Here is a 23,752-nt window from a genome sequence, read left to right on the forward strand (position 1 = left end):
GGCCCAGGAGACCGGACGTGCACCGCAGACACCGCACCGCAGCCATGCTGCTGGTGGCAGCGCTCCTCCCGCTCACCGCCTGCGGGGCGGGCCCCTCGGGATTCGGCCGCGACCACACCCCCGGCTGGGTCGCGGACGGCACCGGGGAGCTCGGCTTGAAGGTCACCGGACAGCCCATGCCCGAGTCGCTGCGCACCACCCAGCTGGCCCTCCGCCACCTGCGCGACCGCGACGCCGAGGCCCTGGCCTCCCTCGCGCTGGACGACGCCCCGGACCCCGACGCCGTCGCACGGCGCTGGGTGGAGCAGTGGGGCGAGGCCGCCCAGAAGCCGGCACTGGCCGACTTCGAGGGACCCGACCTGATGCGCCTGACCGTCACCGTCCGCTTCGAGGGAACCACCGAACCCTTCGAGCTGGTCCTCGACCGGGCCGACGGCGACGAGTTCGGAGTCGTCATGCCCCGACCGGCCGGATAGCGCCCCGGCCGACAACGGCAGCCCCGGCGGCCGGGACACCCCGCGTGTTCCGGCCGTCGCTGCGTGGCGGGCCCCTCCGGCGCACGAGCGTGCCGGCGGACGGTCGTATCGGGGGCCGGCCCCGCCGCCCCCTCCTCCGGCCCCGCCGCCCCTTTTCCGGCCCCGCCGGCCCCCCTTTCCGGTCGCGGGACCTGATCGAGTTCCCGGGGCGAGGCGTGGGCCGGGTCCTCCGACGGCGTGTCGACCTCGGCACCCACGCCACCTCTCGCCCCCTCTGTGGCAGAACGCACATCGTGAGGAAGCCACCCTTTCGGCGCGCATCCCGTCATAGCACTCGCCCCCCGTTTTCCAACGTAAGGAGTGAGGGTGATCCGGGTCGCGATCGTGGACGACGAGCCACTGGTCCGTACGGGACTGGCAACGATCCTGGGTTCGGCGCCGGACGTCTCCGTCGTCTCCGGCTGTGGCGGCGGGGACGCCGTCGAGGCCGTGCGACGCCACGCACCCGAGGTGCTGCTCCTGGACGTCCGCATGCCGGATGTGGACGGCCTGACCGTCCTGCGGCGGCTCGCCGGTCTCCGGGCGCGCCCGCGGTGGCCATGCTGACCACCTTCGACGCCACCGCGTACATCGACGAGGCACTGCGCGCCGGGGCGGCGGGTTTCCTGATGAAGAACACGGCCCCGGACCAGCTCGTGCAGGCGGTTCGGGTGCTCGCGGCGGGCGGCAGCCTACTGGCGCCCGAGGCGGCGGGCCCGGTGATCGGCGGCTATCTGAAGGCCAGGCGGCCCGACGACGCCGCCCGGCGCATCGAGCCCCTGACCGCGCGGGAGCGGGAGGTGCTCGCTCTCATCGGCGGGGGATTCACCAACCGCGACATCGCCCGCCGCCTCTACCTGGCGCCCAGCACGGTCAAGGACCACGTGAGCTCCCTGCTCTCCAAGCTCGGGGGCCTCAATCGCGTCCAGGCGGCCGTCGTGGCCGACCGCGCCCACCTGGTCACCGACAGCATCGAGAAGTTCGGCGCCCCCAGACCGTGAACCTGACACCGTGAAGCTGACAACGGCTCGCCGAGGGCCACGGCTCCCGCGCATCTGCCGCCCCTCCTCGCCCCTTCGGCGTCTGACCGGCACGGCACTTCCCGTGATCCTCGCGTCCGTCGAAGCGGTGCTGGTCACCGGAGCCTCCAGCGGCCACGAACTCCTGATCGCGCTCATCGCCGCTCTCGCGCTGCTCCTGCGGTGGCGTGCTCCCGAGGTGGCACTGCTCGCCGCTCTGCCGGGTCTCTACCTCGGTTCCATCGCCTTCGCTCCGTTGATCGCGCTGTACTGCCTGGCCGTGCGGCGCCGACGGTGGATCCTCAGCGGCATGGGGGCGGCAGCCGTCACGGCCGCCCACTTCGTCCCCCATCCCCTCGGGGACCTTCCGGCCTTCCGCCTCGACCAGGAAAGCCTGCTGCTGGTCCTGGACAGCTGTGTCCTGCAAGGGGGCGCCGTCGTCCTCGGGCGATCGGTCCGGCTGCGTCGCGAGCAGTTCCGCGAGGTCACCGCGGGCCGGCGGAGGGAGGACCGGCTGCTCGCCGAACGCGTGCTCGCCACCGAGCGGGCCCGCCTCGCCCGGGAGATGCACGACGTCGTCGCGCACAAGGTCAGCCTGATCAGCCTCCAGGCCGGGGCGCTTCAAGTCGGCGAGCCGCACCAGGCGGACGTCCGCCGGAGCGCCGGCGCGATCCGCGAGCTGTCGGTCCAGACCGTGGCCGAGCTCCAGCACATGGTCGGCGTCCTCCGCGCGGCCGGAGGGACCATGGCGAGGTGGTGCCGCGACCTCGCCTCGCCGACATCCCCGCACTGACCCGGGCCAGCGGCATCCCGATCACACTCGACCTGCCCGCCGGCGTGGCGACGGCAGGGCTGCCGGAGGCCGTGGAGCGAGGCGTCTACCGCACGGTCCAGGAGGCCCTGACCAACGTCCACAAACACGCGCCCGGAGCCGCTGCCCACGTACGCGTCCGCGTCGAGGACCGGACCGTCAGGGTCACCGTCGGCAACGCGGCGCCCGAGCCCACCGCCCGGCCGCTCGACCTCCCCGGCGGGGGCCATGGTCTCGTCGGCCTCCGGGAACGCGCCCACCTCCTCGGCGGCACCCTGCAGACGCACGCGCCCGCCGGAGGCGGCTTCGTCGTCGAGGCGGCGTTCCCGTTCTGAAGAGTCGGCCGAGTCGGCGGAGTCGGCTGAGTCGGCCGGCGAGGAACGCCGGCCGGGGGGACACGCCGAGCGCCTCGTCCGTACCGACCCCGCCCATGTGATCACATGGGCGGGGTCCGTCCCGGCGGGTATTCGTGCGTAACGAGGTGTTCCTTCGTGTCGTCCCTGTCCGAGCGGCGCCCCCCGCGCGCGTGCTGCTCCGCACCGACCCCGTGGGTGTGCGCCCTCGCCCTCGCGGTCCTGGCCGTGGTCACCCTCGCCTCCCCACCTCCCTCATACGCGGCCACCGCGTCGGTGCCCAGCGCCCACCCCGGGTCTTCGGCCTCCCTCACGGCGCGCGTGCGGAACACGCCGTTCAAAGCGCGGGAGAACCACTTCTGCACGCGGATCCCGGCCCTCGTCACCAGCACCGACGGCGTCCTCCTGGCCTTCGCCGAGGGGCGGACCCGGATGAGCGCGACCGGCTGCCACGACGTCGGCGACACCGACATCGTGCTCAGAAGGTCCTTGGACGGCGGTGCGCACTGGGAGGATCCGCAGGTCGTCGTCGGCGCGGACGACGCGCTCGCGCACGGGAACCCCGCCCCCGTCGTGGACGCGGCCAGCGGCCGGATCACCCTGCTGTACTCCAGCGGCGACTGGAACCGTGACGGCGCCAAGCCGAGCCGTGACGGCTTCGCCCGGACCGTCCGCGCGGTCCACAGCTCGGACGGGGGAGCGACCTGGTCCCCGAGCGTCGCGCTGCCGCACACGAAGCCGCCGGAGTGGCGCTGGGTGTCCACCGGCCCCGGCCACGGCATCCAGCTCGCCCGGGGGCCGCACCGGGGACGGCTGATCGTGCCCGGCGACCACACGACGGGAGGCGACCGGACGGCCGGCGCGCAGCTGTACCACAGCGACGACGGCGGCCTGACGTGGACGCTCGGCGCCACGACCGCAGGCCTGGGCACGCCCACCGCCTTCCCCGCCGAGTTGACGGTCGCGGAAACCACGGACGGCGACGTGTACGTCAGCGCGCGCAACTCCGCGCCCCGCCACTGCGGCCCCCACCCGCACCGGCTGGAGACCACGAGCACCGACGGCGGCGCCTCCTTCGCCGCCCCCTTCACACCGGTGGCGAACCTGGACACCTCTCCGACGTACGGCGCGCTGCTGCGCCTGCACGCCCGGGACCTCGACGGCAAGCCCGACCGGCTGCTCTTCTCGGGCCCCTCGCGACTGGGCCCGAACACGCTGGAGGACCGGCGCGAACTGGCCGTCCGTTCCTCGTACGACGAGGGGAAGACCTGGCAGACCACCGGCACCCTCGTCTCGGCCGGCCGCACCGGCTACTCCGACCTCACCCTGCTCGCGGACGGCTCCCTCGGCGTCCTCTACGAGACGGCCGTCACCGTCCCGCACGGCAACCTCGCCTTCGCGGCCTTCACCGAGAAGGACATGGACGAGGCCGCGACCGAGCTGCGCCGCCCCCGCACCAGCGACACCCGTGTGCGTCCGCCCGGCGAACCCGGCAACCACGCGCTCATCCACGGCGGGGCGGTCCTCGGCACCCGCCGCGGCGGCAAGGCCATGGAGTTCGACGGCACGGACGACTACCTGCGACTCGTCTGCGCGCCGTCCCTGCGGGTCGAGGACCAGGACTTCACCGTCACGGTGTGGTTCCGGCACTCGGCCACCACCGGCACGCTGCCGATCGTCTGGGCGTACGGGATGCCGGGCACCGACCCGCTCAAGAAGGGCCGGCACTTCTCGATCCGGGCGGAACCCGCGGCGGGCGACGTCCTGCGCGCCACCGTCGGCACCGACATCGGCTCCACGGAGGTGACGCTCCCCTCCTCGTACAACGACGGCGCATGGCACCACGTGGCCCTCACCCGCGACGGCCTCACCCTCCGTCTCGCGGTCGACGGCGGCCCCGCGGCCACCGCCACCATGCGGCGGGGAATGTCACCCGCGGACGGCAACGTCACCCCCGCGGGCGCGTTCAACATCCACGTCGGCGCCCGGCCCGACTTCCCGAACCAGCCGGCCGGCGTCACGCAGCTCTTCCGCGGCACGCTGGACGACGTACGGCTCTTCCGCGGCGCCCTGACCCCGGAAGAGGCCGCCCGGGTGAAGAACGGCGCCCTCGACGTGGCGACCGACGACGAACGCCTCCGCCTCGGCTTCTCGACCATCTGGTAGAGCCCCCTCCCCGCTCGCGCGGGATGCTGGCCCCGGGGCCGGTGGCCCCTCAGCCGGGCTGTTCCTGGGGCGCCGGAGTTCCGGGACCGGCGGCCGGACGGCCCTCGCCCCGCGCGTCGGCGTCGTCGTGCGACGTACCTGCGGTGCCGCCCTCGTCGGACGCGTCGGATGCGTCGGATCCCTCGGGCTTCTCGGACTCCTCGGGCTCCTCGGACTCCTCGGACTCCTCGGACCGGAGGGGCCGGCCTCCGGTGCCGCGTATTTCGGGAGCCTGCGGGCCCGGCGGGGGCAGGTCGGGGGTGACGGCGTCCGGCGACGTCGGAACGGGGTCGGGAAGCTCGGGTTCGGGGGTGGTGCCGGCCATCGGATGCTCCTGGCTCGATATCTCTCGGGACTCCACATCGACTGCCCTCCTCCGCGCCCCGCACTCCTCCACCCGACGTGCGAGAGACGCACGCCCTGAGCGGTCCCGCGGTCGTCCGCCGCTGCGAGCGGCATGTCCACGAGGGGAGGGCCGAGCGCCCCGGGAACCCCTGCGGACGCGGAGGTGCGGTAGGCACCCCTGAGGCTGGCCGAGGCCTCCCGAGGTCCGTGGCCGCCGTCGAACCGGCACCGGGGCGCCCCCCGAGGGAGGGGGGCCGATGACAAGCGCCACCCGATGCAATGGTCCTGCGCTGGTTCGCGTGGGTCGGGCCTCGCCTGAGCGTCCGTGCCTTCGACCTCAGCAGCCGAAAAGCAGAAAAGGCACCCCAAATACCACCAAATGGCCGATGTAGGCGCATTCCTGACGTCCCGTCGACCAGGTTTGCCAGTTGCTCCGGCGTTCTGGAAGCCTCCGTCTCACTTATCCCGCACATGAGCACGGAGACACCCTCACATGCCCTCAAGGCGAATACGCCGCGCCTGGTTCAGCGCCGCCCTCGCGGCCTCGCTCGCGTTCACCGGTCTGGTGACCGCCGCTCCCGCCGGGGCCGAGGCCGCGCCCGTCACGGACCCCACGGTCCAGGAGCCCCTCACGGCCGAGGCCGTGCCCGCGCCGTTCTCGACCAGCGCCTGGACCTCGCCCGGCGGTGCCGCCTCGCCCGGGGACTTCACGCTGTCGCCCGGCGCGCTGAACGCCGAGACCACCACCCGGGTCGCCCGGCTGGACGCCGTCCTGCCGAAGTCGGGCGTGCAGAACCTCCTCGCCGGGGCCAACCGCACGGTCGAACCGGGTTGCTCCCGCGACCCGTTCGGCACCGCGCCCGACCCCGACGTCAAGTACTGCCTCCAGAACGACGACTCCGTCTCGCGCGAATGGGTGCCCCAGGGCATCACCGGCGTCTCCGACGCCAAGGACAACGAACTGTGGGGGGAGGCCGGGAACGTCCAGCTCTTCGCCTCGTACGACGGCTGGGACCCGGGCCGCGAGACCGACCCGGACCCGGCGACGGGCGACTGCACCGCCGCCGAGGTGGCCGCCGACGACGCCTGCAACCAGAAGGGCGTGCGGATCACCTTCGTCCAGAAGCGGACCAACCCGATCACCGGCGCCGCCGAGGTCAAGTACCGGCACGTCCTCCTCGGCTGGACCTACGTGAACTCCGCCGGCCACGTGTCCTTCGACGGGCTGCACGCCGCCGAGTACCCGATCCAGAAGGGCGTCCACGCCGGCGGGATCGTCTGGTACGGCAACTACCTCTACGTCGCCGACACCCGCAACGGCCTGCGGGTCTTCGACATGCGCACGATCATGGACCTGGACCCGGACGGCGACCCCACCACGCACGACGCGATGGGCGCCGACACCGACGGCGTACGGACGACCGCCGACGTCCAGGACAAGACGAAGGTCGGCCGGCACAACAACGTCTGGTACAGCTACGGCTACCGCTACGTGATGCCGCAGGTCGCCGCCTGGAAGTTCAAGGCCACCCAGAGCAACCCCAAGGGCTCCTACGCCTGCGTCTCGACCGGCGCCCCGAAGGCCTCGTACATCTCGCTCGACCGCAGCACCACCCCGGACCGGCTGCTGATGGGCGAGTACTGCCGTCCGCAGACCGGCTACCCGTCCACCGGGCGCATCGCCTCGTACCCCGTCGCGGCCCTGGAGGGGCGCTCCGCCGACGTGCCCGCAGAGGGCTGGGCCAACTACCTTCCCCTGGCCAACGGCGGCGCGCAGGGAGCGGCGGCGAACGGCGGCACCCTCTACGTCAACGAGTCCAAGGGCACGGACGAGCCCGGCAACCTCTGGCGCTACCGGTGGAGCAACGGTCAACTGGTCCAGAACGGCCAGGCCGTCAAGACCGCCAGGGGCGCCGAGGACCTCTACCTGGAGCGCGGCACCGGCCGCCTGTGGTCCCTCTCCGAACACCGCCCGGGATCGGCGTCCGACTGCACCGCCAACCGGGACGCCGCCGACCCGGTCGGCACCGACTACTGCCAGCGGGTGCTCTACGGGCACAAGCTGAGCTGGCTCGACGCCCAGCCGTAGGCAGGGTTCAGGGTCCGACGGGCCCGCCGAGCGCCCGTACGGCCTCCACGATCAGGTCCCAGAACCGGTCGGCGTCGATGTCGACCGCGACCTCGACGCCGGCCGGCAGGCCCGTCACCCCGTGCAGGTCCACCACCGTCGCGCCCCGGGTGTACGTTCCGTCCAGCTCCACCGTCACCGCCGCCCGGACGACACCCGCCAGCGTCGGATCGATCAGATGGGCGACCGTGAGCGGATCGTGCAGCGGGGGCGCGTCGAAGCCGAACACCTCGCGGTAGGTGGAGGCGAAGTAGATGAGCAGGTCGACGCAGAGCCGGCTCAGCGGGGTGCCGAGGGCGGCGATCCGGGCGATCACCTCGGGCGTGGCCCGCACCTGGTGGGTCGCGTTGAGGCCGAACATCGTCACCGGCAGCCCGCTGCGGAAGACGATGTCGGCCGCCTCCGGGTCGCACAGGATGTTGAACTCGGCCGCGGGCGTGGTGTTCCCCCGTTCCGTCGACCCGCCCATGAGCACGATCCTCCCGATGCGGGAGGCGAGTTCGGGATGCGCGAGCAGGAGCACCGCGATGTTGGTGAGCGGCCCGGTCGGCACGAGTGTCACCGGCTCCGGGTGTGCCAGCAGGACGTCCCGCAGCAGGGTGAGGGCGTCGCGCGGGTCCTGCGGCACGTCCGGCTCGGCCGTGCCGAAACCGGGGCCGTCGAGGCCCGACGCGCCATGGATGTCCTCGGCGACCCGGCCCGGTCCCCGCAGCGGCAGGGCGCGGCCCGCGGCGATCGGCACGCCCCGGATCCCGGCCGCCGCGCACACCCGCCGGGCGTTGAGCGTGGTCTTCTCCACCGTCTGGTTGCCCGCGACGGTGGTGATGGCGAGCAGCTCGACGGCGGGATGGGCGGCGGCGAGGAGGATGTTGAACGCGTCGTCGTGACCGGGATCGCAGTCGAGAATCACGGGAACCGGCATGCCCCCACCGTCCCACACCCGACCTCGCCCCGCGCAAGGTCACGGACCTCGCCCCGCGCAGGGCCGGGGACGCGCACCGCGCACGGCCACGGACTTGCCCCGCGCACGCCCCGCGCCGGGCCACGGCCTCGCACCCTCGCCACCGCCCTCCTCGACGGGCCCCTCCACCCCGGCGAAGTGATCTCCATCAACCGTCTCGTCGGTCACTGACCAGAATGTCGTTCGGACGCTCGACTTCCGTGACGGTGAACACGGCCGCGGTCCTCCGAGATCCATCCTTCAGGGTGACGAAGACATCGAGGTCGGAGCCCACGCCCGCCCTCGCTCGATGGTGCAGGCGAAGGAGGGAAGTAACTGTGGAGAACGGGGGAGAGCAGTGGAGAGCGGGGGAGAGCGGGGGAGGCCCGGTGGGAATGCTCCGTACGTCGACACCGGTACCCACCGTGTACCGTTCCCCTGTTGCCCAGCCGTCCCTGAGCAGCGGCAGCGCCGTGGCCTTGCGCGGCGGCCGGTGCCGTGGCCGGCCCCGCCGCCCGGCCCGGGGCCGGGCACCGGGCGCACTGGCCCTTTTCGGAGCGTGGAGGTGCGGGGATGAATGACACGGCGGGCTCGGCGAGCCCTCGTGAGCAGTTGCTCACGCTGCAGCGCCTCCTGGGGGAGGCGCTGGACCGGCTGGGCGCCGGGGCCTACGCCGTGGACGCCGACTGGGCACTCGTCGCCATGAACGCGCAGGCCGAGATGCTGCTCGGCGTCAGCGCGGACGAGGCGCTGGGACTGGACGCGCACGACCTCTTCCACCGGCAGGCCAACGGAATGCGCATGCCGCGCAGCCAGTGCTCGATCATGGAAGCCTTCATGGCCGGCCAGGCACGCCAGGAGAAGCAGGGCTTCTTCGCACGCGGGGACGGCACGCTGCTGACGGCGTCCTGGCTCGTGACGCCCCTGCGCTTCACCCCCCAGGAGACCGGGGCCCTGGTGGTCTTCCACGAGTACGACCCGGCTGGTGTCTCCCTGCCGGCCTCCACCCTTCACGCGGGGCTGCTTCCCGAGCTGGAGCGGCTGGCGCTGCTGGCCGAGACCACCACGCAGCTGACGGCCACGCTCGACGTCAACGAGGCGCTGGACCGGCTGGTCAGGCTGGTCGTCCCCATGCTGGCCGACTGGGTCGTGGTCGACCTGATCACGGAGAGCGGCGAGATCCACCGCTCTCTCGTCGCGCACGGTGACGACCAGGGCGTCACCCGCAGACAGGACCTGCAAGGGACCCTGTTCTCCGTCCCCGAGACCTCGCCGCTGCCGTTGTCCCGCGCGCTGCGCGGCGCCGGCTCCACCTTGGCGACCCCCCAGACGTATCAAGGCCCGCCCGACACCCACATCGCCATCGAACAGCGCAGGCTCTTCGACGCCACGGGCATGCATTCCGCGGTCATCGCCCCCATCCGGGGCCTGCGCGAGGTTCTCGGCGCGCTCACCCTGGGCCGGTCCGGGCAGCCCGAGCCGTTCACCACCGCCGAGATCCCGCTCCTGGAGGACATCACCCGACGGGCCGGTCTGGCACTGGACAACGCCCGCCTCTACCAGCGTCAGCGCAAGGTCGCCGACACCATGCAACGCCATCTGCTGCCGCTGCTGCCGAGCGTTCCCGGCCTGGAGATGAACGCCCGCTACCTCTCGGCCCCCTACGCCTCCCAGGTGGGCGGGGACTGGTACGACGTCTTCCACCTGCCCGACCGGGCACTCGCCCTGGTGATCGGAGATGTCGCCGGACACGATCTGGACGCCGCGGCCGGCATGGCCCAGCTGCGCAACATCCTCCGTGCCTACGCCTGGTCCCAGAAGGAACCGCCGAGCGTCATCGTCGACCGCTTCGACCGGTCCCTGCCCCACATCACCGACGTCGGCATGGCGACGATGATCCTGAGCCGGCTCCACCTCAAGGCCGACGGGCAGTGGCAGCTGCACTGGACGAACGCGGGACACCCGCCTCCCCTCCTGATCACCGACGACGGCCAGGCCCGCTACCTCACCGGCGGTCACGGCATCCTGCTCGGAGCCCAGGCCGGCCTCCGCCGCACCGACGCCACCAGCACACTGCCGCCCCGCTCGACATTGGTGCTGTACACCGACGGGCTGATCGAGTCCCCCAGCCACCCCATCGACGACGGACTGGAACGGCTCCGCCACCACGCCGCCAACCTCGCCCACCATCCACTGGAGAGCTTCGTCGACGCCCTGATGGAAGCCCGCCCCTCCGACAACGACGACGACGTGGCCGTCCTCACCATCCGAGTACCTCCGGTCGAGGCCCCCTCACCCTGAACCAGGCCTCTGCGTTTGAGACACCCTGGACGGCTTCGCCACCTGGGCCGACCGTCTCTCGAGGCCGCGCCGATCACCGGCCGGGCGGCGCGGCCGCCCGCACCCGGATCCAGTCCAGTCCACGCTCCAGGGCATCGGCCGCAAGCGCAGCATCGATGCAGAGGCCGAGCGCCGCCGTGACGTCGTCCGTGCCGTGTGGCCCCGCCGCCGCTCGTCGAGGAGCCTGCTGAAGCGGCGACAGAGTCGTACGGGACCGGTCGGGACGCAAGAGAAGGGTCGGCACCCACGGCGGAGCACGTACGGCGCGGAACCCCCCGCGCTGTACGTACGGAGGCCCTTCCCGGGCCGATCGGCCCTGACCGGCGCCGACAGGCCCAGGGGTGACAGCCGGACGGTCGTCTGCCCTCCGGACGGGTGACCTCCGGGCCGGAGGCGGGGCAGGCGCGACCCGCGGGGAAGGCAAGCCCTGGACGGGGTACGCGCCCGCCCCCTCTCACCCACGACGGAAGGCGGACACAGTGCACCGCGACGGAACGGCCGGCCCGGGTCCGGCCGGACACGGCGACGACTGCGGCGACGGACTTCTCCACGACCGTGGCCACGACCGTGACGACGACGGCGGCCGTGACGCCGGCCGCAGTGACGGACATCTCCACGACCGCGGTCACGGCCACGACGACGCCCCCCATCCCGTCCCCCAACCCAACCGTCACGACAGTCCGGACCGGCCAGGAGAGTCCACGTCGTCCACCGCCCTCCAGGTGAACGGGTCCGTCCATCTCCTCCGGCTCGACAACCGCACGACCCTGCTGGACGCCCTGCGGGAGCACCTGGATCTCACCGGTGCCAAGAAGGGCTGCGACCACGGGCAGTGCGGCGCCTGCACCGTCCTGATCGGCGGCCGGCGCGTGAACAGCTGCCTGGTCCTCGCGGTCGCCTGCGACGGGCCCGTCACCACCGTCGAGGGCCTCGCCGAGGGCGGTCGGCACCATCCGCTCCAGGAGGCCTTCGTCGCCCGCGACGCCCTCCAATGCGGCTACTGCACCCCCGGACAGCTCTGCTCCGCCGTCGGCCTCCTCGCCGAGGCCGCCGCCGGACACCCCTCGCACGTGACGCCGCCGCGCGCCGCCCGCGCCGAGGGCCCCGCGGAACTCACCCGCGACGAGATCCGCGAGCGCATGAGCGGCAACCTCTGCCGCTGCGGCGCCTACCCCCACATCGTCGACGCCGTCACCGACGCGCACAGGGAGACGGTCCGATGAAGCCCTTCGAGTACGTGCGCGCCGAGCGCACCGAGCAGGCCCTCGCCGTCTGCGCCGGCCGCCCCCGCGCCCAGTACCTGGCGGGCGGCACCAACCTGGTGGACCTGATGAAGCTCGGCGTGGCCGACCCGCCGCTCCTCGTGGACATCGGCCGGCTGCCGCTCGACACCGTCGACGAGACGCCCGACGGCGGCCTCGCCATCGGCGCCACCGTCCGCAACAGCGACCTGGCGGCCCACCCGCTCGTCCGCACCCGCTACCCCGTCCTGTCCCAGGCCCTCCTGTCCGGCGCCTCCCCCCAACTCCGCAATGCCGCCACCACCGGCGGCAACCTCCTCCAGCGCACCCGCTGCCCGTACTTCCAGGAGGCCTCCCACCCCTGCAACAAGCGGGAACCGGGCTCCGGCTGCCCCGCCCGCGACGGCGTCCACCGCGACCTCGCCGTGCTCGGCCACTCGCCGCACTGCGTCGCCACCCACCCGTCGGACATGGCCGTCGCCCTCGCCGCCCTCGACGCCCGGGTGCACCTGCTCGGCCCCGACGGCACGCGTGTGGTCCCGCTCACCGAGTTCCACCGGCTGCCGGGCGACCACCCGGAACAGGACACCGTCATCCGCCCAGGAGAGCTCATCACCGAGGTGGTCCTCCCGCCGGCCGCGGGAACCAGCGCCTACCGCAAGGCCCGTGACCGCGCCTCGTACGCCTTCGCCCTCGCCTCCGTCGCCGCCGTCCTGGACGTCGCGGACGGCCGCGTCCGGCACGCCGCCCTCGCCTTCGGCGGACTCGCCCACCGGCCGTGGCGCGCCCGCACCGCCGAGGAGGTCCTGCGCGGCGCGCCCGCCGTCGAGGAGACCTTCGCCCGGGCCGTCGACGCCGAACTGGAGGCCGCCCAACCGCTGCGTGACAACGGCTTCAAGGTGCCGCTCGCGCGCGGCCTCGCCGTCCGCGTGCTCACCGACCTCGTCGCCGCCAGCTGAGGAGCCACCGCCCATGTGCCCCCCGCCGACACCTCCCGTACCGGCCACCGGAACCGACGCCGAGCGCCGCGACGCCTGGCAGAAGGTCACCGGGACCGCGCGCTACGCCGCCGAGCACACCCCGCCCGGCTGCCTCCACGCCGTGCCGGTGCCGGCCACGATCGCCAAGGGCCGGGTCACCGCCGTCCACGCCGACGAGATCCTGCGCAGACCCGGCGTCCACGCCGTCCTCAGCCACGAGAACGCGCCCCGCCTCGCCCCGGCCGACGACCAGACCCTGGCCGTGCTCCAGAACGACCGCGTCCCGCACCGGGGCTGGTACGTCGCCCTCGTCGTCGCCGACACCCCGGAGAACGCCCGCGCCGCCGCCGAAGCCCTCCGGATCGAGTACGCCTCCGAGGACCACGACGCCGGACCCGCCGAAGGCCACCCCCGCCTCCGTACCCCCGAGGAGGTGAACGGCGGCCACCCCGCCGTCCGCGAACGGGGCGACTTCGACGCCGCCTACGCCACCTCGGCGTTCCACGTCGACGCGACCTACACCATGACCGCCCTGCACAACCACCCCATGGAACCGCACGCCTCCACTGCCTGGTGGACCGACGGCGATCTCACCGTCCACGACTCGAGCCAGGGGGCCACGACCGTACGGGACGTCCTCGCCCGCCTGTTCGCCCTGCCCCCGGAACGGATCACGGTCGGTTCCGCGCACGTCGGCGGCGGTTTCGGCTCCAAGGGCACCCCGCGTCCCCAGGTCGTCCTCGCGGTCATGGCCGCGCGGTACACCGCACGCCCCGTCAAACTCGCCTTGCCCCGACGCCACATGCCCGCCACCGTCGGCCACCGCGCCCCCACCGTCCAGCGCGTCCGCATCGGCACGGACGCGCACGGAGCGATCCAGGCCCTCGCCCACGAGGTCACCACGCAGACCTCCACCGTCACGGAGTTCGTCGAGCAGGCCGCCGTCCCCGCCCGCGTCATGTACGCCTCGCCGCACAGCCGCACCACGCACCGCGTGGTGGCCCTGGACGTCCCGACGCCCTCGTGGATGCGCGCCCCCGGCGAGGCGTCCGGCATGTACGCCCTGGAAGCCGCCATGGACGAACTCGCCGTCGCCACCGGCCTCGACCCCGTCGAACTCCGCCTCCGCAACGAACCCGACCGCGAACCCGACAGCGGGCGGCCGTTCAGCAGCAGGAACCTCGCCGGCTGCCTCCGCGAGGGCGCCCGGCTCTTCGGCTGGGAAGACCGGGACCCCCGGCCCGGCGTGCGGCGCTCCGGCGACCGGCTGACCGGCACCGGCGTGGCCTCCGCCACCTACCCGTACCTCGTCAGCCCGTCGACGGCGGTCGCGCACGCCGCACCCGACGGCACGTACGTCGTGCGGCTCAACGCCACCGACATCGGCACCGGGGCGCGGACCGTCCTCGCCCAGATCGCCGCCGACGCCCTCCACGCGCCTCTCCAGGCGGTCCAGGTGGAGCTCGGCAGCAGCGCCCTGCCCGACGCCCCGTTGGCGGGCGGCTCCTCAGGTACCTCGTCGTGGGGCTGGGCCGTCCACCAGGCCTGCACCGCCCTCGCCGACCGGCTGCGCGCCCACGCCGGCCCGCTGCCGCCCGAGGGCCTCTCCGCACGGGCCGACACCGCGGAGGAGGCGGGCAAGGAGTCCCCGTACGCCCGGCACGCGTTCGGCGCCCACTTCGCGGAGGTTGAGGTGGACGCCGTGACCGGAGAGGTGCGGGTGAGCCGACTGCTCGGTGTCTTCGCCGCCGGCCGGATCCTCAACCCCCGCACGGCCCGCTCCCAGCTCATCGGAGGCATGACGATGGGCATCGGCATGGCGCTCACCGAGGGCAGCACCCTCGACCGCCGGTACGGGGAGTTCGTGGAACGGGACCTGGCCTCCTACCACGTCCCCGGCAACGCCGATGTGCCGTCCCTGGAGGCGCACTGGCTGGACGAGGACGACCCCCACCTCAACCCGATGGGCAGCAAGGGCATCGGCGAGATCGGCATCGTCGGCACCGCGGCCGCCCTCGCGAACGCCGTGTACCACGCCGTGGGCGTCCGCCTGCGCGACCTGCCCCTCACCCCGGACCGCCTGCTCCCGCACCTGCCGGGACGTCCGAACTGACCGCCACGCCCCACCTCCTCCGCCCCCGCCACGCCATCGGCCTCGCACCTGCGCCAGGCCGATGGCGTGGCGGGGGCTGTCAGGCGCCCCCGCGGCTTCGCGTCGCCCGCCCGTGCACGGGGCCTCGGCCCGCCCGACGAACGCCAGGACCCGCCGCGCTGTGATCGCCCCACTCCTCCACCAGCGCAGAACGCTGTTACGTCAACACCGTTGACACCGTCGACTGCGGCCTGCCTAGGATCTGTTCCACCGCCGCGCCAGCCCCGCAGCCCCTACGGAGTGCCGTGATCGCCCCAGAGCCGCAGACCGCCCCCGGGCCGGGTTTCACCCCCGCCCTCGCCTTCGCCTTCGAGGTTCGTGCCTTCCTCGGTCCCTCCCTGCACATCGGGCACGGCGGCGGGGAGACGACCGAGTACGTCCCCATCACCGGCGGCATCGTGGATGGCCCCCGCCTGCGCGGCACGGTCCTGGCCGGCGGTGGCGACTGGTGCGACAGACGCCACGGGGTCTACCAACTCGACGCCCGGTACCTCCTGCAGGCCGACGACGGAGCGGTCATCGACATCACCAACCGCGGCTACTACCACGAGGACGACCCCTCCACACCCGCCCAGTACGACGGCACCCTGCAGGTGTCCGAGGCAGGCGTGTACTACCGGACCGCCCCGGTCTTCCGTACCGATGCCCCCGCCCATCTCTGGCTCGCCCGCACCGTCTTCATGGGCCTCGCCCGCGGCGACGACTCCGAAGTCGCCATCCGGTTCTACTCCGTGACCTGACGCGCCCTCGCGTCGACCGCAGAGCGTCGAGGGGTACCCCTGTGAACCGCCGCCCACGCGCCGTCGTAGGACACCGCCGCGCACGGGGCGCGGAGGCGACCGCCCAGGATCCGCCCGGCTCTGGTGAGGGACAGGCCCCGGTGAGCAGCAGGCCCTACACTTCGACCGCCGTGTCCCTCCGGACGGCCCACGGGGTGTCCGCCCGTGGGCCGTCCGGAAAGGGCGGGTCGGGAGGCCAGGGCCGGTTGCGTCGGTCCTGGCCCCCCTTTGACGCGAGAGCGCAGGGGATCTCGGGTTACTTGTCGGCGGCGCAGGGGTCGCAGCAGGCGGGGGCCGCCTCCACGCAGATGGTGACGCTGTCGCTGTTGTCGTCGGGGTCGGGGTCGGTGTCCTGGCCGGCGACGGTGGCGGTGTTGCTGACGGACCCCGCCCGGGTGGCCTTGGCCCGCAGTACGAGGGTGGCGGTGCCGCCCACGGCCAGTTCGTCCAGGGTCCACCGGCCGCCGGCCGGGTCGTACGTGCCGGGGGAGCCCTCGGCGGAGAGGAAGACGAGCCCCTCGGGGAGCCGGTCGGTGACGGTGACCCCGGTGGCCCGGTTGGGGCCGGCGTTGCGGACGGTGACGCGGTAGGTGACGGTCTGGCCGACGGTCACCGCGGTGGCGTCGGCGGCCTTCGTCACGGACAGGTCGGCGGCCGGCTTGACCTCGGTGACTTCCTCGTCGGACGTGGACGTCAGCGGCTCCGGCGTGTCACCGAGCCGGTTCTCGTAGGAGGCGGTGGCGGTGTTGCTGATCTGCCGGCCGCCGCTGGCACGGTCGATGGTGACCCGGTACTCCACCGTGGTCCCGCCGGGCAGGACGCTGGTGTTCGGCAGGCTGCCGGGCTGGGATCCGGTGGCGCCGTCCCCGAGGTGGAAGACGACCTTGCCCGCATCGGCGTCGTAGTGGGCCTGGTCGTCACCCTTCCTGTCGGTCTTCGGCCCGGCGTTCGGCCCGTCGACGACGCGCAGGGACCCGGGGACGTAGGTCGTGCCGTCCGGGACTTGGTCGGTCAGCACCAGGGCCTCCGCCGCGCCGCCGCCTTCGTTCTTTGCCGTGACGCGGTAGGTGAGCACGTCACCGACTTCCAGCGGCCCCGCGGGGATCGCGGACTTGGTCAGCTCCACGTGGGGCGCGGTGCCGAAGAAGACGCCGTCCAGGAAGTTGCCGATGCCGCGGTTGCCGCCGGCCGCGGAGACGGAACGGAACGCGAACCGGGTCACCGTCTGCCCGTCGGGGACGGTGTAGGTGCCGGTGTAGTAGCCCCAGGCGCTGGTGCCGTCGGTGAACGTGCGCTGCTCCACCGCCGAGCCCGGCACTCCGATGTCCAGCGCCATCGTGTCCTGCCCCTGCCGGCCCCGGTGGTACAGCCGCCAGTACAGCTTGGTCCCGGGCGTGGTCGGCAGGTCCTGGTACAGCGTGGAGACCTCGTTGGCGTTCAGCTCGGCGAACTGCGCGCCCTCGGCCGAGGGCACACCGTGGGTGCCGTTGCTCCACAGCTCGATCTGATGGTCGGTCGCGGTGGTGAGCCAGCCGGGAACGTACTTGGCCGCCTGTGACTGGGAGGCATCCGGCAGGAACGCGACGCCGCTGATGGGCGGTTCTTCGAAGCTGCCGTTGGCCAGGGCGACCCTGCGCGGAGCGGAGGGAGGGGTGCTCATGACGTACTCCTCGAGTCGACGGTGCTGTGACATGCCGCCCTGCCCCGCCGGGCAGCCCGGGTACAGCGCGCAGGAACCGGAAAGCGCATCCCCGCCCGAGCTGCCGGAGGGAGACGGTGGCGGGCGGCCGGGACGCCGTGCCGCTGCCCGCTGCCCCGCGCAGAGCCCCGAACGGATTCGGGACCGACGCGCTGTGCGGGTGCCGACGTCCTCACCCCCAACTTCTCCGCAAACAGGCGCCCGAACGCCTCGCTGACAGGGCCCCGCCACTCATCGGATCAGATGCCCGGAGCACTCCGGCGTGCGCGGACCGGCCACCGGCGCCCAGGAACCCGCACCCCATGCCCCGGGCAGCGCCTGGCTCACGCCGGGCGCAACGGCCAGCGCCCGAGCCGCACCCGCCCCCTACGGAACGAGCCTCCGTTCACAGAGGCGGTCCTGTCGGATCCGCGAACGGCAACAGGAGCTTCTGCCGGGCCTCCGGCGGCAGATCGCCGTCCCGCTCAAAGGGGTGGGCAAGCATCACCGCCATGCAACAAAACAGCTATTGACCCCATACATGGTGCATCGTAAGGGTATGGGCGCACACTTCCGGAACGGTCCCCACGGCTACGGCATCGTCACGAGGACCTTGCACTGGACGGTGGTCCTCGCCGTCGCCCTACAGTTCGCCGTCGGCTACCTCCTCGACGTGGACGACGGCGGACGGGGCAGGGGGCGCGGTCGAGGACGTGGGGAGGAACCGGGCAAAGGCCAGGGGCGTGGGAGGGGTGGCGACGACGGCTACGAACTCTTCGGCGACGACACGCTGCTCACCGTCCACGTCCTGCTCGGCCTGACGATCCTCCTGCTGGGAACCGTCCGCCTCGTCTGGCGCCTCGCGACGCCCCTGCCCCCCCTGGGCGCCCACCCTCGGTGCATCCGAGCGCCGCCTGGCCCACTGGACCGAGAACGCCCTCTACGCGGTGACCTTCGCCATCCCGCTGTCCGGGCTCGCCCTCGTCGTCTCCGGCGACGACGGTCTGCTCGCCGCCCACGTCGCGACTCACGTCGTCTTCTTCATCGCCCTGTCCCTGCACATCGGGCTCGTGCTCAAGCACCAGCTCGTCGACCGGGACCACTTGCTCCGCCGCATGCTGTGACGTGCTTGCCCCGGCCTCGGCCGCCAAGCAGGGGAGGTCTTGGTCATTTCGCGGTGCGGGGGAGGGGGCAGGTGCGGCCGTTCGACCCTGCGGATCAAACCCGCCACTGACGACGCGGCGGGCCCCGGGCTCAGGCGATCTCCAGGAAGCTCCTGCTGATCGGCTCCGGCGGGCACGTCGGCCGACGAGAGCTGTGCTCTTCCGGACTGCGGGACTGATCGGGTACACGTTCAGCCCCGCTGAGCATCGGACGGCTTCGGTCAGGGGACGCGGAGGTTGTTGAGGGCGTTGTGGGTGGGCAGGGCGTCGGCGGTCTTGGCCTCCTGGTCGCCGTTCCCGAAGGTCTGGTTCAGGAGACCGGCCCCGGGGAGGTGGTTGCCGACGCTGTCGGCCGCCGCGACCCCGGCGGAGGCGAGGACGGCGGTGGCGGCCACAGCGGCGGAGGCGAGGACTCGGCGGTTGAAGATCGTCATGCCTGGCTCAACGACACGAGGCCCGACAGGGCACGCCGCCGGCTGCACGGGCCCGCCACCCGCTGATTCACGCCCACCAAAAAACCATGGCCGGGCTCCAGCCCCCGCCGTAAGGTCTGCCGACATGGCCGTCAGTCATCACGAAATGCGCGTCTTCCCCGAACTCGCTACCCACGTACCCGTATTGACGTTGTGCGTCCTCACTGCTGGACGAGCCGATGAATATTTCGCACTCATCGATCGAAATCGCACACACCTCACCCAGCACGGCGACTACGAGGCGCTGGCCGCTTCGGATTACGAGACGGCCCATGCCGAGCTGCTCCAGGACCCCAGCCCGTCCCTCCGCTGCGGCGTCCTTCTTCACGGCGCCCTCGTCGGCCGCGTCGACCTTGTCGCCGTCGACCCACCCAAGTACAGCTTGGGATACTGGCTCGACCACGCGACTACGGGGCAGGGGTACGCCACCGCGGCCTGCCGGGCTTTGATCGAGTACGCAGCCACGGTGTGGGGCGCCACTGACGTGTTCGCGGGCGTCACCCACGGAAACGCCAAGAGTGGCGCCGTGCTGACCCGCCTCGGTTTCGAGGTCTCCGAGGTCTTCGAGACCTACACCCGGTACCACCGGGCCGCCGCCGCCCCCGTGCCGTAGGCCTTCAGAGCGCGGCCCGGTCCGCGGCCTCGCGTGTGATGTCGGCGTAGAGGCGGAAGAGGGTCGGGCGGGTTCCGTCGGCTTCTCGCTCCTGCATGACCGCCCAGCAGCGGGCGATGAGTTCCCGTGCCTGGGTGCCGGGCCAGGGCTGGGGCAGGAGCTGCGGGGGCAGCAGCGGGTCGGGCTCCATGGCGCGGGTGAGTTCGGCTGCGAGCTCGACCGCGATGGTGAGGAACGCGGAGGGGGAGAGCTCGGCGGGGCCGGTGAGCCGGGCCAGGCGGGGCCTGGCGATGCGGCTGAGACGGCGGTAGCGGTCGGCGGTCTCCTGCAGGGGCCACAGAAGCCGGGCGAGCTCGACAGGCTCCTGGGTGTCGCCCTTGCGAAGGTCGGTCGTGGTGAGAAGGGTGAGCGCGCCGTGGGCGCCGAGGCGGTGGGCCGCCTCTTCGACGTACGGCTCCCAGGCGTTCGCGCAGACGTACAGTCCGCCCTGGAGCGGGGCGCCGCCGAGGTGGACGAGCGTCTCGCGGAGGGCGTCACGGGCCTGGCGGGCCGATTCGGGCACCGCGAAGGCGGCCAGGTGCCAGACACCGTCCCAGGGAGCGAGTCCGGCATCCTGCTGGAAGGCGTGCCGGAGGAAGTCCGCGTTGGGTGCCAGGGAACGCGTGGTGTCCGCGGTCGCGTGCAACCGAGCTCTGCGGCCACGGCCCTCGTGGGTGAACCGGCCCTCGGCCACGAGGCGCTTGATGCACAACCGCACCTGCTGGTCGCTCATGCCCAGGGTGCCGGCGACGGTGTAGAGCTCGTCCGCGTCGACGGTGCCGTCCTCACGGATCAGCGCGTGGACGAGCATGCGGGTGGGGACCTCGACGTGGTCCGCCTCGGTGCTCACCGTTCTCCTGCCCCTCTCGTCGCGACCGCGCGACGCATGGTGGTCACCGCACCGAACCCCAATAGGCCGCTCAGGTACGGCGTGTGTTCGGTCCGCACGGCCGTGAAGCCGCGCCGCTCGTACAGGGCCCTGGCACGCGGATTGGTGTCGATCACATCCAGTCTGATCTCCTGGCAGTGCTGCTCCGCCGCCACGGCGGCCACTTCCTCGATGAGCAGGGTCCCCACGCCGCGCCCGCGCATGTCCGGGTCCACGGCGATCCCGTCCATGACGAGCTGCCCGGGAGCGGGACGGCGTTCGAACAGGGCGAGGAGCAGCAGTCTGGGCAGCCCCCGCAGGTGTCCGTAGGCGCGCAGCACGTCGGAGGCCGATCCTCCCGTCAGAGCTCGGCCGCCGAGCTGGTAGCCGGCGAGGCCGACGAGCCGCCCGTCCAGGAGCGCGCAGACGGCGCGGTCCGCGTTCAGGTGGGCGGCGATGAAGGACACCGCCTTCTCCGGAGGGTTGAGTGCCGGACCGAGCTTACGGCCGAAGGCGCCCCAGTACATCTCGGCCGCCCGTCGCTCGGCGCCGACCGGAAGCCCCCGCCGGACCGTCACCGGCCCCTTAGCCGGCCCAGCCGTGTCCCGTCCCATGCCGTGCACCACCCCTCTGCTCGTCCGACCCGAGACTCGAAACTATCACTCTTTCCACGAACGTTCGAGAGTTGATAGTTTCCGGTCGACTCATTCGAACAGAGGCGGTCAGATCTCATGTCCATGCAGCCCCTGCAACCCGTGCGTCCCAAGAACCCACCAAAGAACCCACCCCGACGGCGCCGGCTCCGCACGACCGTGTGGTCGCTCGTCACGATCCTGGCGATGACCGCGGGTCTCGTCAGCGTGGTGCTGTGGCAGCACTCCTACGCCATGGACGAGCAGCGCGTCTCGATCCGTCACGGCGGCCACACCCTCAACGGAGTCCTGACCACGCCCCGGGACGGCCGCGAGCGTCATGGCCTGGTCGTGTACGTCCACGGCGACGGCCCCGTCGATGCCACCCACGACGACGGCTACAAGCCCCTGTGGGAGGCGAACGCCCAGGCCGGCTACGCCTCCCTCTCCTGGGACAAGCCCGGCGTCGCGGGCGCGCCCGGGAACTGGCTCGACCAGACCATGGACGACCGGGCCGACGAGACAGCTGCCGCCGTCGCCTGGGCCCGGGCCCGGCCGGACATCGACGGCGACCGGATCGGGCTCTGGGGCGCCAGCCAAGCGGGCTGGGTCATGCCGAAGGTCGCGGCCAGGACCCACGTGAGCTTCGTCATCGCCGTCTCGCCCGCGATCAACTGGCTTCGGCAGGGCCGCTACAACCTCCTCGCCGAGCTGCGCGCCGACGGCGCGTCAGCGAGCCGTACCAGCGCGGCGGTCGCCAAGAGCGACACGACCCGACAGCTGCTGGAACGCCACGCGACCTACGAGGAGTACGTCAAGGCCATGAGCAGCGACCTGGACGGCATGACCGCCGATCGCTGGAGCTTCGTCTCCAGGAACTACACCGCGGACGCCACGCGAGACCTTGCCGCCCTCCGCGGCGTACCGGTTCTGCTGGTCCTCGCGGGCCACGACCTCAACGTGGACACCGCCGACACGGAGCGCACCTACCGCGAGGTACTGGGCGCGGGCGGTGCGTTGACGGCCAAGCGCTACCCGGACGCGACTCATTCGCTTCTCAAGCGGTCCATCGAGCAGTCGGACCTCAAGGTCACCCTCACCGCGCTCTTCTCGCCCCGCTCGCTCTTCGCGGACGGATTCGTGGACGGTCAACGACAGTTCCTCACGGATCTCGGCCGGACCAGCGGTGCCACTCCGTGACAGCCCGGCCGGACCCGGCCATGCCGTCCGGCGCGCGTTCGGACGCACCGCCCGGCGCACCGGGAGGAACGCGCAGCACCACGTCCTGGTCGGCTGCGGTGCCGACGGGATTCGAACCCGCGAGACAGATGGGAGCAGGCCCGCCCCGTCCCCGTCACCCGCCGCGGGAGGGACCTCGCCCGCGGCGGTCGCAATAGACCGCTCTGCCACGGCACCGCAACCTGCGGAAACACGCGCGCTCCCGCTGCGGCCCAGCGTAGAGACATCGTTCTCCGCGGACGAGTCCTTTGTCTGACCGTCGACAGCGGTTGCCGCGGATCCTCAGCGACCTGGCGGCGGTCGCCGAAGTCACTCATTCCTGTCGGCCGGCGCCCTGTGCGCCCCCGCGTGGCGCGCGCCGAAGAGGCGCTGCTCGCGGTGAGCGGTGCCGGGGTCGGATCTGGACAATCCCCGCGCGAACCGGTCGGCACCGGACAGCGCCGGCCTGCGATCCCGTGGCGGACACGGATCGGATCCGGCCGAGAGACTGCGCCGTGCGCCCTCCGTGCGCCTGGTGTCCCGTTCCTCCCGGAGCTTCAGGGGCAGAGGAGGTGAGGGTGACTGCTCGCGTCGTGCACCCCTGGCACGACGCAGGACCGAAAGGCTGGGAATGATACGGGTGACGGTGGTCTACGAGGCGCAACTGCTGCGCCTCGCGCTCGAGGAACTGCTGCGGTCGAGCGGGATCCATGTGGTCGCCTCGCTGCCGCGGTGGTCCGACGGCCCGGCCGCCGAGCAGGCGGAGACGGATGTGTACGTCGCCGACGCCGAGTGCCTGCCGCCCCCCGTCTTACCCGCGACCGCTTGCTTATCCTCCTCCGGAGCCGGCGTGGCGGGCCGCTCGGCGCTCCTGGCCCTCGTACCGGGGCAGCGGCCGGGGGTGTTGAGACGGGCGCACGCGGCAGGAGCGGCCGGCTTCGTCGACAAGGACAGCCCCAAGTGTCGACTGGTGGAGGCGGTGCACCGTCTGGCCAGAGGGGAGCGCTTCATCGACGAGACACTGGCGCTCGGGTTCCTGCAGGCCGCGGAGATGCCCTTGACCCGGCGCGAGCTGAGCGTCCTGTCGCTGGCCGCCAACGGAGCGCCGATCTCCGAGATCGCGGCAACGCTGTTCCTGTCCAAGGGCACCGTCCGCAACTACATGGCGAGCGTCATACGCAAGGTCGGCGCCCGCAACCGTGTGGACGCCATCCGGATCGCCCAGGGCGCCGGGTGGACGTGAACCGCGGACACGTGAGG

21 protein-coding genes, 1 tRNA gene and 2 pseudogenes are annotated in these 23,752 nt (G+C 72.6%); 17 read left to right on the forward strand and 7 right to left on the reverse strand.

Translation table 11 applies throughout. The annotated features are described in order from the left end of the window. Positions 1-17: 17 nt before the first annotated feature. From ACFZCF_RS16870 to ACFZCF_RS16895, 6 genes are all read left to right on the forward strand, one after another. Positions 18-476 (forward strand): hypothetical protein, encoded by a 459-nt coding sequence (locus tag ACFZCF_RS16870; RefSeq protein WP_391287051.1) that lies wholly within the window; start codon positions 18-20, stop codon positions 474-476. A gap of 366 nt (positions 477-842) precedes the next feature. After that, positions 843-1,082, forward strand: a complete 240-nt coding sequence (locus tag ACFZCF_RS16875; protein ID WP_391287052.1) for a response regulator — start codon at positions 843-845, stop codon at positions 1,080-1,082. Next, positions 1,076-1,516 carry a LuxR C-terminal-related transcriptional regulator gene (locus tag ACFZCF_RS16880; RefSeq protein ID WP_391287053.1) on the forward strand — a complete coding sequence of 147 codons (441 nt, stop codon included), beginning with the start codon at positions 1,076-1,078 and terminating at the stop codon, positions 1,514-1,516. Before ACFZCF_RS16875 ends, ACFZCF_RS16880 begins: the two co-directional genes overlap by 7 nt. Positions 1,517-1,619: 103 nt before the next feature. After that, entirely contained in the window at positions 1,620-2,327 is a 708-nt protein-coding gene (locus ACFZCF_RS16885) for a histidine kinase (RefSeq protein ID WP_391287054.1), read from the forward strand. Next, entirely contained in the window at positions 2,288-2,680 is a 393-nt protein-coding gene (locus tag ACFZCF_RS16890) for an ATP-binding protein (protein WP_391287055.1), read from the forward strand. Before ACFZCF_RS16885 ends, ACFZCF_RS16890 begins: the two co-directional genes overlap by 40 nt. 156 nt (positions 2,681-2,836) lie before the next feature. Next, positions 2,837-4,864 (forward strand): exo-alpha-sialidase, encoded by a 2,028-nt coding sequence (locus tag ACFZCF_RS16895; protein WP_391287056.1) that lies wholly within the window; start codon positions 2,837-2,839, stop codon positions 4,862-4,864. A gap of 49 nt (positions 4,865-4,913) precedes the next feature. Here the strand turns inward: ACFZCF_RS16895 and ACFZCF_RS16900 are convergent, their stop codons facing one another. Next, a complete protein-coding gene (locus ACFZCF_RS16900; RefSeq protein ID WP_391287057.1) occupies positions 4,914-5,228 on the reverse strand; it encodes a hypothetical protein in 315 nt (104 codons plus the stop codon). A gap of 513 nt (positions 5,229-5,741) precedes the next feature. Between ACFZCF_RS16900 and ACFZCF_RS16905 the strand changes: the two genes are divergently transcribed. After that, positions 5,742-7,337: a hypothetical protein gene (locus tag ACFZCF_RS16905; RefSeq protein ID WP_391287058.1), complete on the forward strand. Its 1,596-nt coding sequence runs from the start codon at positions 5,742-5,744 to the stop codon at positions 7,335-7,337. Positions 7,338-7,344: 7 nt separating this feature from the next. Here the strand turns inward: ACFZCF_RS16905 and ACFZCF_RS16910 are convergent, their stop codons facing one another. Beyond that, entirely contained in the window at positions 7,345-8,298 is a 954-nt protein-coding gene (locus tag ACFZCF_RS16910) for a nucleoside hydrolase (RefSeq protein ID WP_391287059.1), read from the reverse strand. 591 nt (positions 8,299-8,889) lie between these two features. Here ACFZCF_RS16910 and ACFZCF_RS16915 point away from each other — a divergent pair. From ACFZCF_RS16915 to ACFZCF_RS16935, 5 genes are all read left to right on the forward strand, one after another. Beyond that, complete coding sequence (locus ACFZCF_RS16915; RefSeq protein ID WP_391287060.1) at positions 8,890-10,617, forward strand: SpoIIE family protein phosphatase; 1,728 nt, start codon at positions 8,890-8,892, stop codon at positions 10,615-10,617. Positions 10,618-11,378: 761 nt separating this feature from the next. Beyond that, positions 11,379-11,879, forward strand: a complete 501-nt coding sequence (locus tag ACFZCF_RS16920; RefSeq protein ID WP_388449923.1) for a 2Fe-2S iron-sulfur cluster-binding protein — start codon at positions 11,379-11,381, stop codon at positions 11,877-11,879. Beyond that, positions 11,876-12,856, forward strand: coding sequence for an FAD binding domain-containing protein (locus tag ACFZCF_RS16925; RefSeq protein ID WP_391287061.1), 981 nt, complete (start codon positions 11,876-11,878; stop codon positions 12,854-12,856). The genes ACFZCF_RS16920 and ACFZCF_RS16925 overlap by 4 nt, the downstream gene beginning before the upstream one ends. A 13-nt stretch (positions 12,857-12,869) precedes the next feature. Next, on the forward strand, positions 12,870-14,990 hold the full coding sequence (locus ACFZCF_RS16930) for a molybdopterin cofactor-binding domain-containing protein (protein WP_391287062.1): 2,121 nt from the start codon (positions 12,870-12,872) through the stop codon (positions 14,988-14,990). A 284-nt stretch (positions 14,991-15,274) separates the two neighbouring features. After that, entirely contained in the window at positions 15,275-15,769 is a 495-nt protein-coding gene (locus tag ACFZCF_RS16935; RefSeq protein ID WP_391287063.1) for a DUF3237 family protein, read from the forward strand. Positions 15,770-16,064: 295 nt separating this feature from the next. Here the strand turns inward: ACFZCF_RS16935 and ACFZCF_RS16940 are convergent, their stop codons facing one another. After that, positions 16,065-17,468, reverse strand: a complete 1,404-nt coding sequence (locus ACFZCF_RS16940) for an isopeptide-forming domain-containing fimbrial protein (RefSeq protein WP_391287064.1) — start codon at positions 17,466-17,468, stop codon at positions 16,065-16,067. A gap of 577 nt (positions 17,469-18,045) precedes the next feature. Between ACFZCF_RS16940 and ACFZCF_RS16945 the strand changes: the two are divergent. Further along, a pseudogene (locus ACFZCF_RS16945) lies at positions 18,046-18,354 on the forward strand (cytochrome b/b6 domain-containing protein); the annotation flags it as partial. 25 nt (positions 18,355-18,379) lie between these two features. Continuing rightward, positions 18,380-18,610, forward strand: a pseudogene (locus tag ACFZCF_RS16950) (cytochrome b/b6 domain-containing protein); the annotation flags it as partial. A 260-nt stretch (positions 18,611-18,870) separates the two neighbouring features. Here ACFZCF_RS16950 and ACFZCF_RS16955 read toward each other — a convergent pair. Beyond that, on the reverse strand, positions 18,871-19,083 hold the full coding sequence (locus ACFZCF_RS16955) for a hypothetical protein (protein WP_388449934.1): 213 nt from the start codon (positions 19,081-19,083) through the stop codon (positions 18,871-18,873). Positions 19,084-19,207: 124 nt separating this feature from the next. On the opposite strand from ACFZCF_RS16955, the gene ACFZCF_RS16960 reads away from it, so the two are divergent. Further along, on the forward strand, positions 19,208-19,735 hold the full coding sequence (locus tag ACFZCF_RS16960) for a GNAT family N-acetyltransferase (RefSeq protein ID WP_391287065.1): 528 nt from the start codon (positions 19,208-19,210) through the stop codon (positions 19,733-19,735). A 4-nt stretch (positions 19,736-19,739) separates the two neighbouring features. Here the strand turns inward: ACFZCF_RS16960 and ACFZCF_RS16965 are convergent, their stop codons facing one another. Next, positions 19,740-20,585, reverse strand: a complete 846-nt coding sequence (locus ACFZCF_RS16965; protein WP_388450035.1) for a PaaX family transcriptional regulator C-terminal domain-containing protein — start codon at positions 20,583-20,585, stop codon at positions 19,740-19,742. A gap of 35 nt (positions 20,586-20,620) precedes the next feature. Next, positions 20,621-21,256, reverse strand: a complete 636-nt coding sequence (locus tag ACFZCF_RS16970) for a GNAT family N-acetyltransferase (RefSeq protein ID WP_391287066.1) — start codon at positions 21,254-21,256, stop codon at positions 20,621-20,623. A gap of 225 nt (positions 21,257-21,481) precedes the next feature. On the opposite strand from ACFZCF_RS16970, the gene ACFZCF_RS16975 reads away from it, so the two are divergent. After that, positions 21,482-22,474, forward strand: a complete 993-nt coding sequence (locus ACFZCF_RS16975; protein WP_391287067.1) for a serine aminopeptidase domain-containing protein — start codon at positions 21,482-21,484, stop codon at positions 22,472-22,474. 96 nt (positions 22,475-22,570) lie between these two features. Here ACFZCF_RS16975 and ACFZCF_RS16980 read toward each other — a convergent pair. Beyond that, positions 22,571-22,690: transfer RNA gene (locus ACFZCF_RS16980), tRNA-Gly, on the reverse strand. Between the two features lie 433 nt (positions 22,691-23,123). On the opposite strand from ACFZCF_RS16980, the gene ACFZCF_RS16985 reads away from it, so the two are divergent. Then, on the forward strand, positions 23,124-23,735 hold the full coding sequence (locus ACFZCF_RS16985) for a LuxR C-terminal-related transcriptional regulator (protein ID WP_388449942.1): 612 nt from the start codon (positions 23,124-23,126) through the stop codon (positions 23,733-23,735). The last annotated feature ends 17 nt before the right edge of the window (positions 23,736-23,752 follow it).

Origin of the sequence: Streptomyces sp. NPDC007945 (assembly GCF_042958885.1) — a bacterium.
GTDB lineage: Bacteria > Actinomycetota > Actinomycetes > Streptomycetales > Streptomycetaceae > Streptomyces.

Bases quoted from the DNA above. Each gene is read 5' to 3' on its own strand.
- ACFZCF_RS16880 (WP_391287053.1), top strand. From the start codon at position 1,076: ATGCTGACCACCTTCGACGCCACCGCGTACATCGACGAGGCACTGCGC.
- ACFZCF_RS16900 (WP_391287057.1), bottom strand. From the start codon at position 5,228: ATGGCCGGCACCACCCCCGAACCCGAGCTTCCCGACCCCGTTCCGACG.
- ACFZCF_RS16905 (WP_391287058.1), top strand. From the start codon at position 5,742: ATGCCCTCAAGGCGAATACGCCGCGCCTGGTTCAGCGCCGCCCTCGCG.
- ACFZCF_RS16910 (WP_391287059.1), bottom strand. From the start codon at position 8,298: ATGCCGGTTCCCGTGATTCTCGACTGCGATCCCGGTCACGACGACGCG.
- ACFZCF_RS16915 (WP_391287060.1), top strand. From the start codon at position 8,890: ATGAATGACACGGCGGGCTCGGCGAGCCCTCGTGAGCAGTTGCTCACG.
- ACFZCF_RS16925 (WP_391287061.1), top strand. From the start codon at position 11,876: ATGAAGCCCTTCGAGTACGTGCGCGCCGAGCGCACCGAGCAGGCCCTC.
- ACFZCF_RS16930 (WP_391287062.1), top strand. From the start codon at position 12,870: ATGTGCCCCCCGCCGACACCTCCCGTACCGGCCACCGGAACCGACGCC.
- ACFZCF_RS16940 (WP_391287064.1), bottom strand. From the start codon at position 17,468: ATGAGCACCCCTCCCTCCGCTCCGCGCAGGGTCGCCCTGGCCAACGGC.
- ACFZCF_RS16955 (WP_388449934.1), bottom strand. From the start codon at position 19,083: ATGACGATCTTCAACCGCCGAGTCCTCGCCTCCGCCGCTGTGGCCGCC.
- ACFZCF_RS16960 (WP_391287065.1), top strand. From the start codon at position 19,208: ATGGCCGTCAGTCATCACGAAATGCGCGTCTTCCCCGAACTCGCTACC.
- ACFZCF_RS16965 (WP_388450035.1), bottom strand. From the start codon at position 20,585: ATGCTCGTCCACGCGCTGATCCGTGAGGACGGCACCGTCGACGCGGAC.
- ACFZCF_RS16970 (WP_391287066.1), bottom strand. From the start codon at position 21,256: ATGGGACGGGACACGGCTGGGCCGGCTAAGGGGCCGGTGACGGTCCGG.
- ACFZCF_RS16975 (WP_391287067.1), top strand. From the start codon at position 21,482: ATGACCGCGGGTCTCGTCAGCGTGGTGCTGTGGCAGCACTCCTACGCC.
- ACFZCF_RS16985 (WP_388449942.1), top strand. From the start codon at position 23,124: ATGATACGGGTGACGGTGGTCTACGAGGCGCAACTGCTGCGCCTCGCG.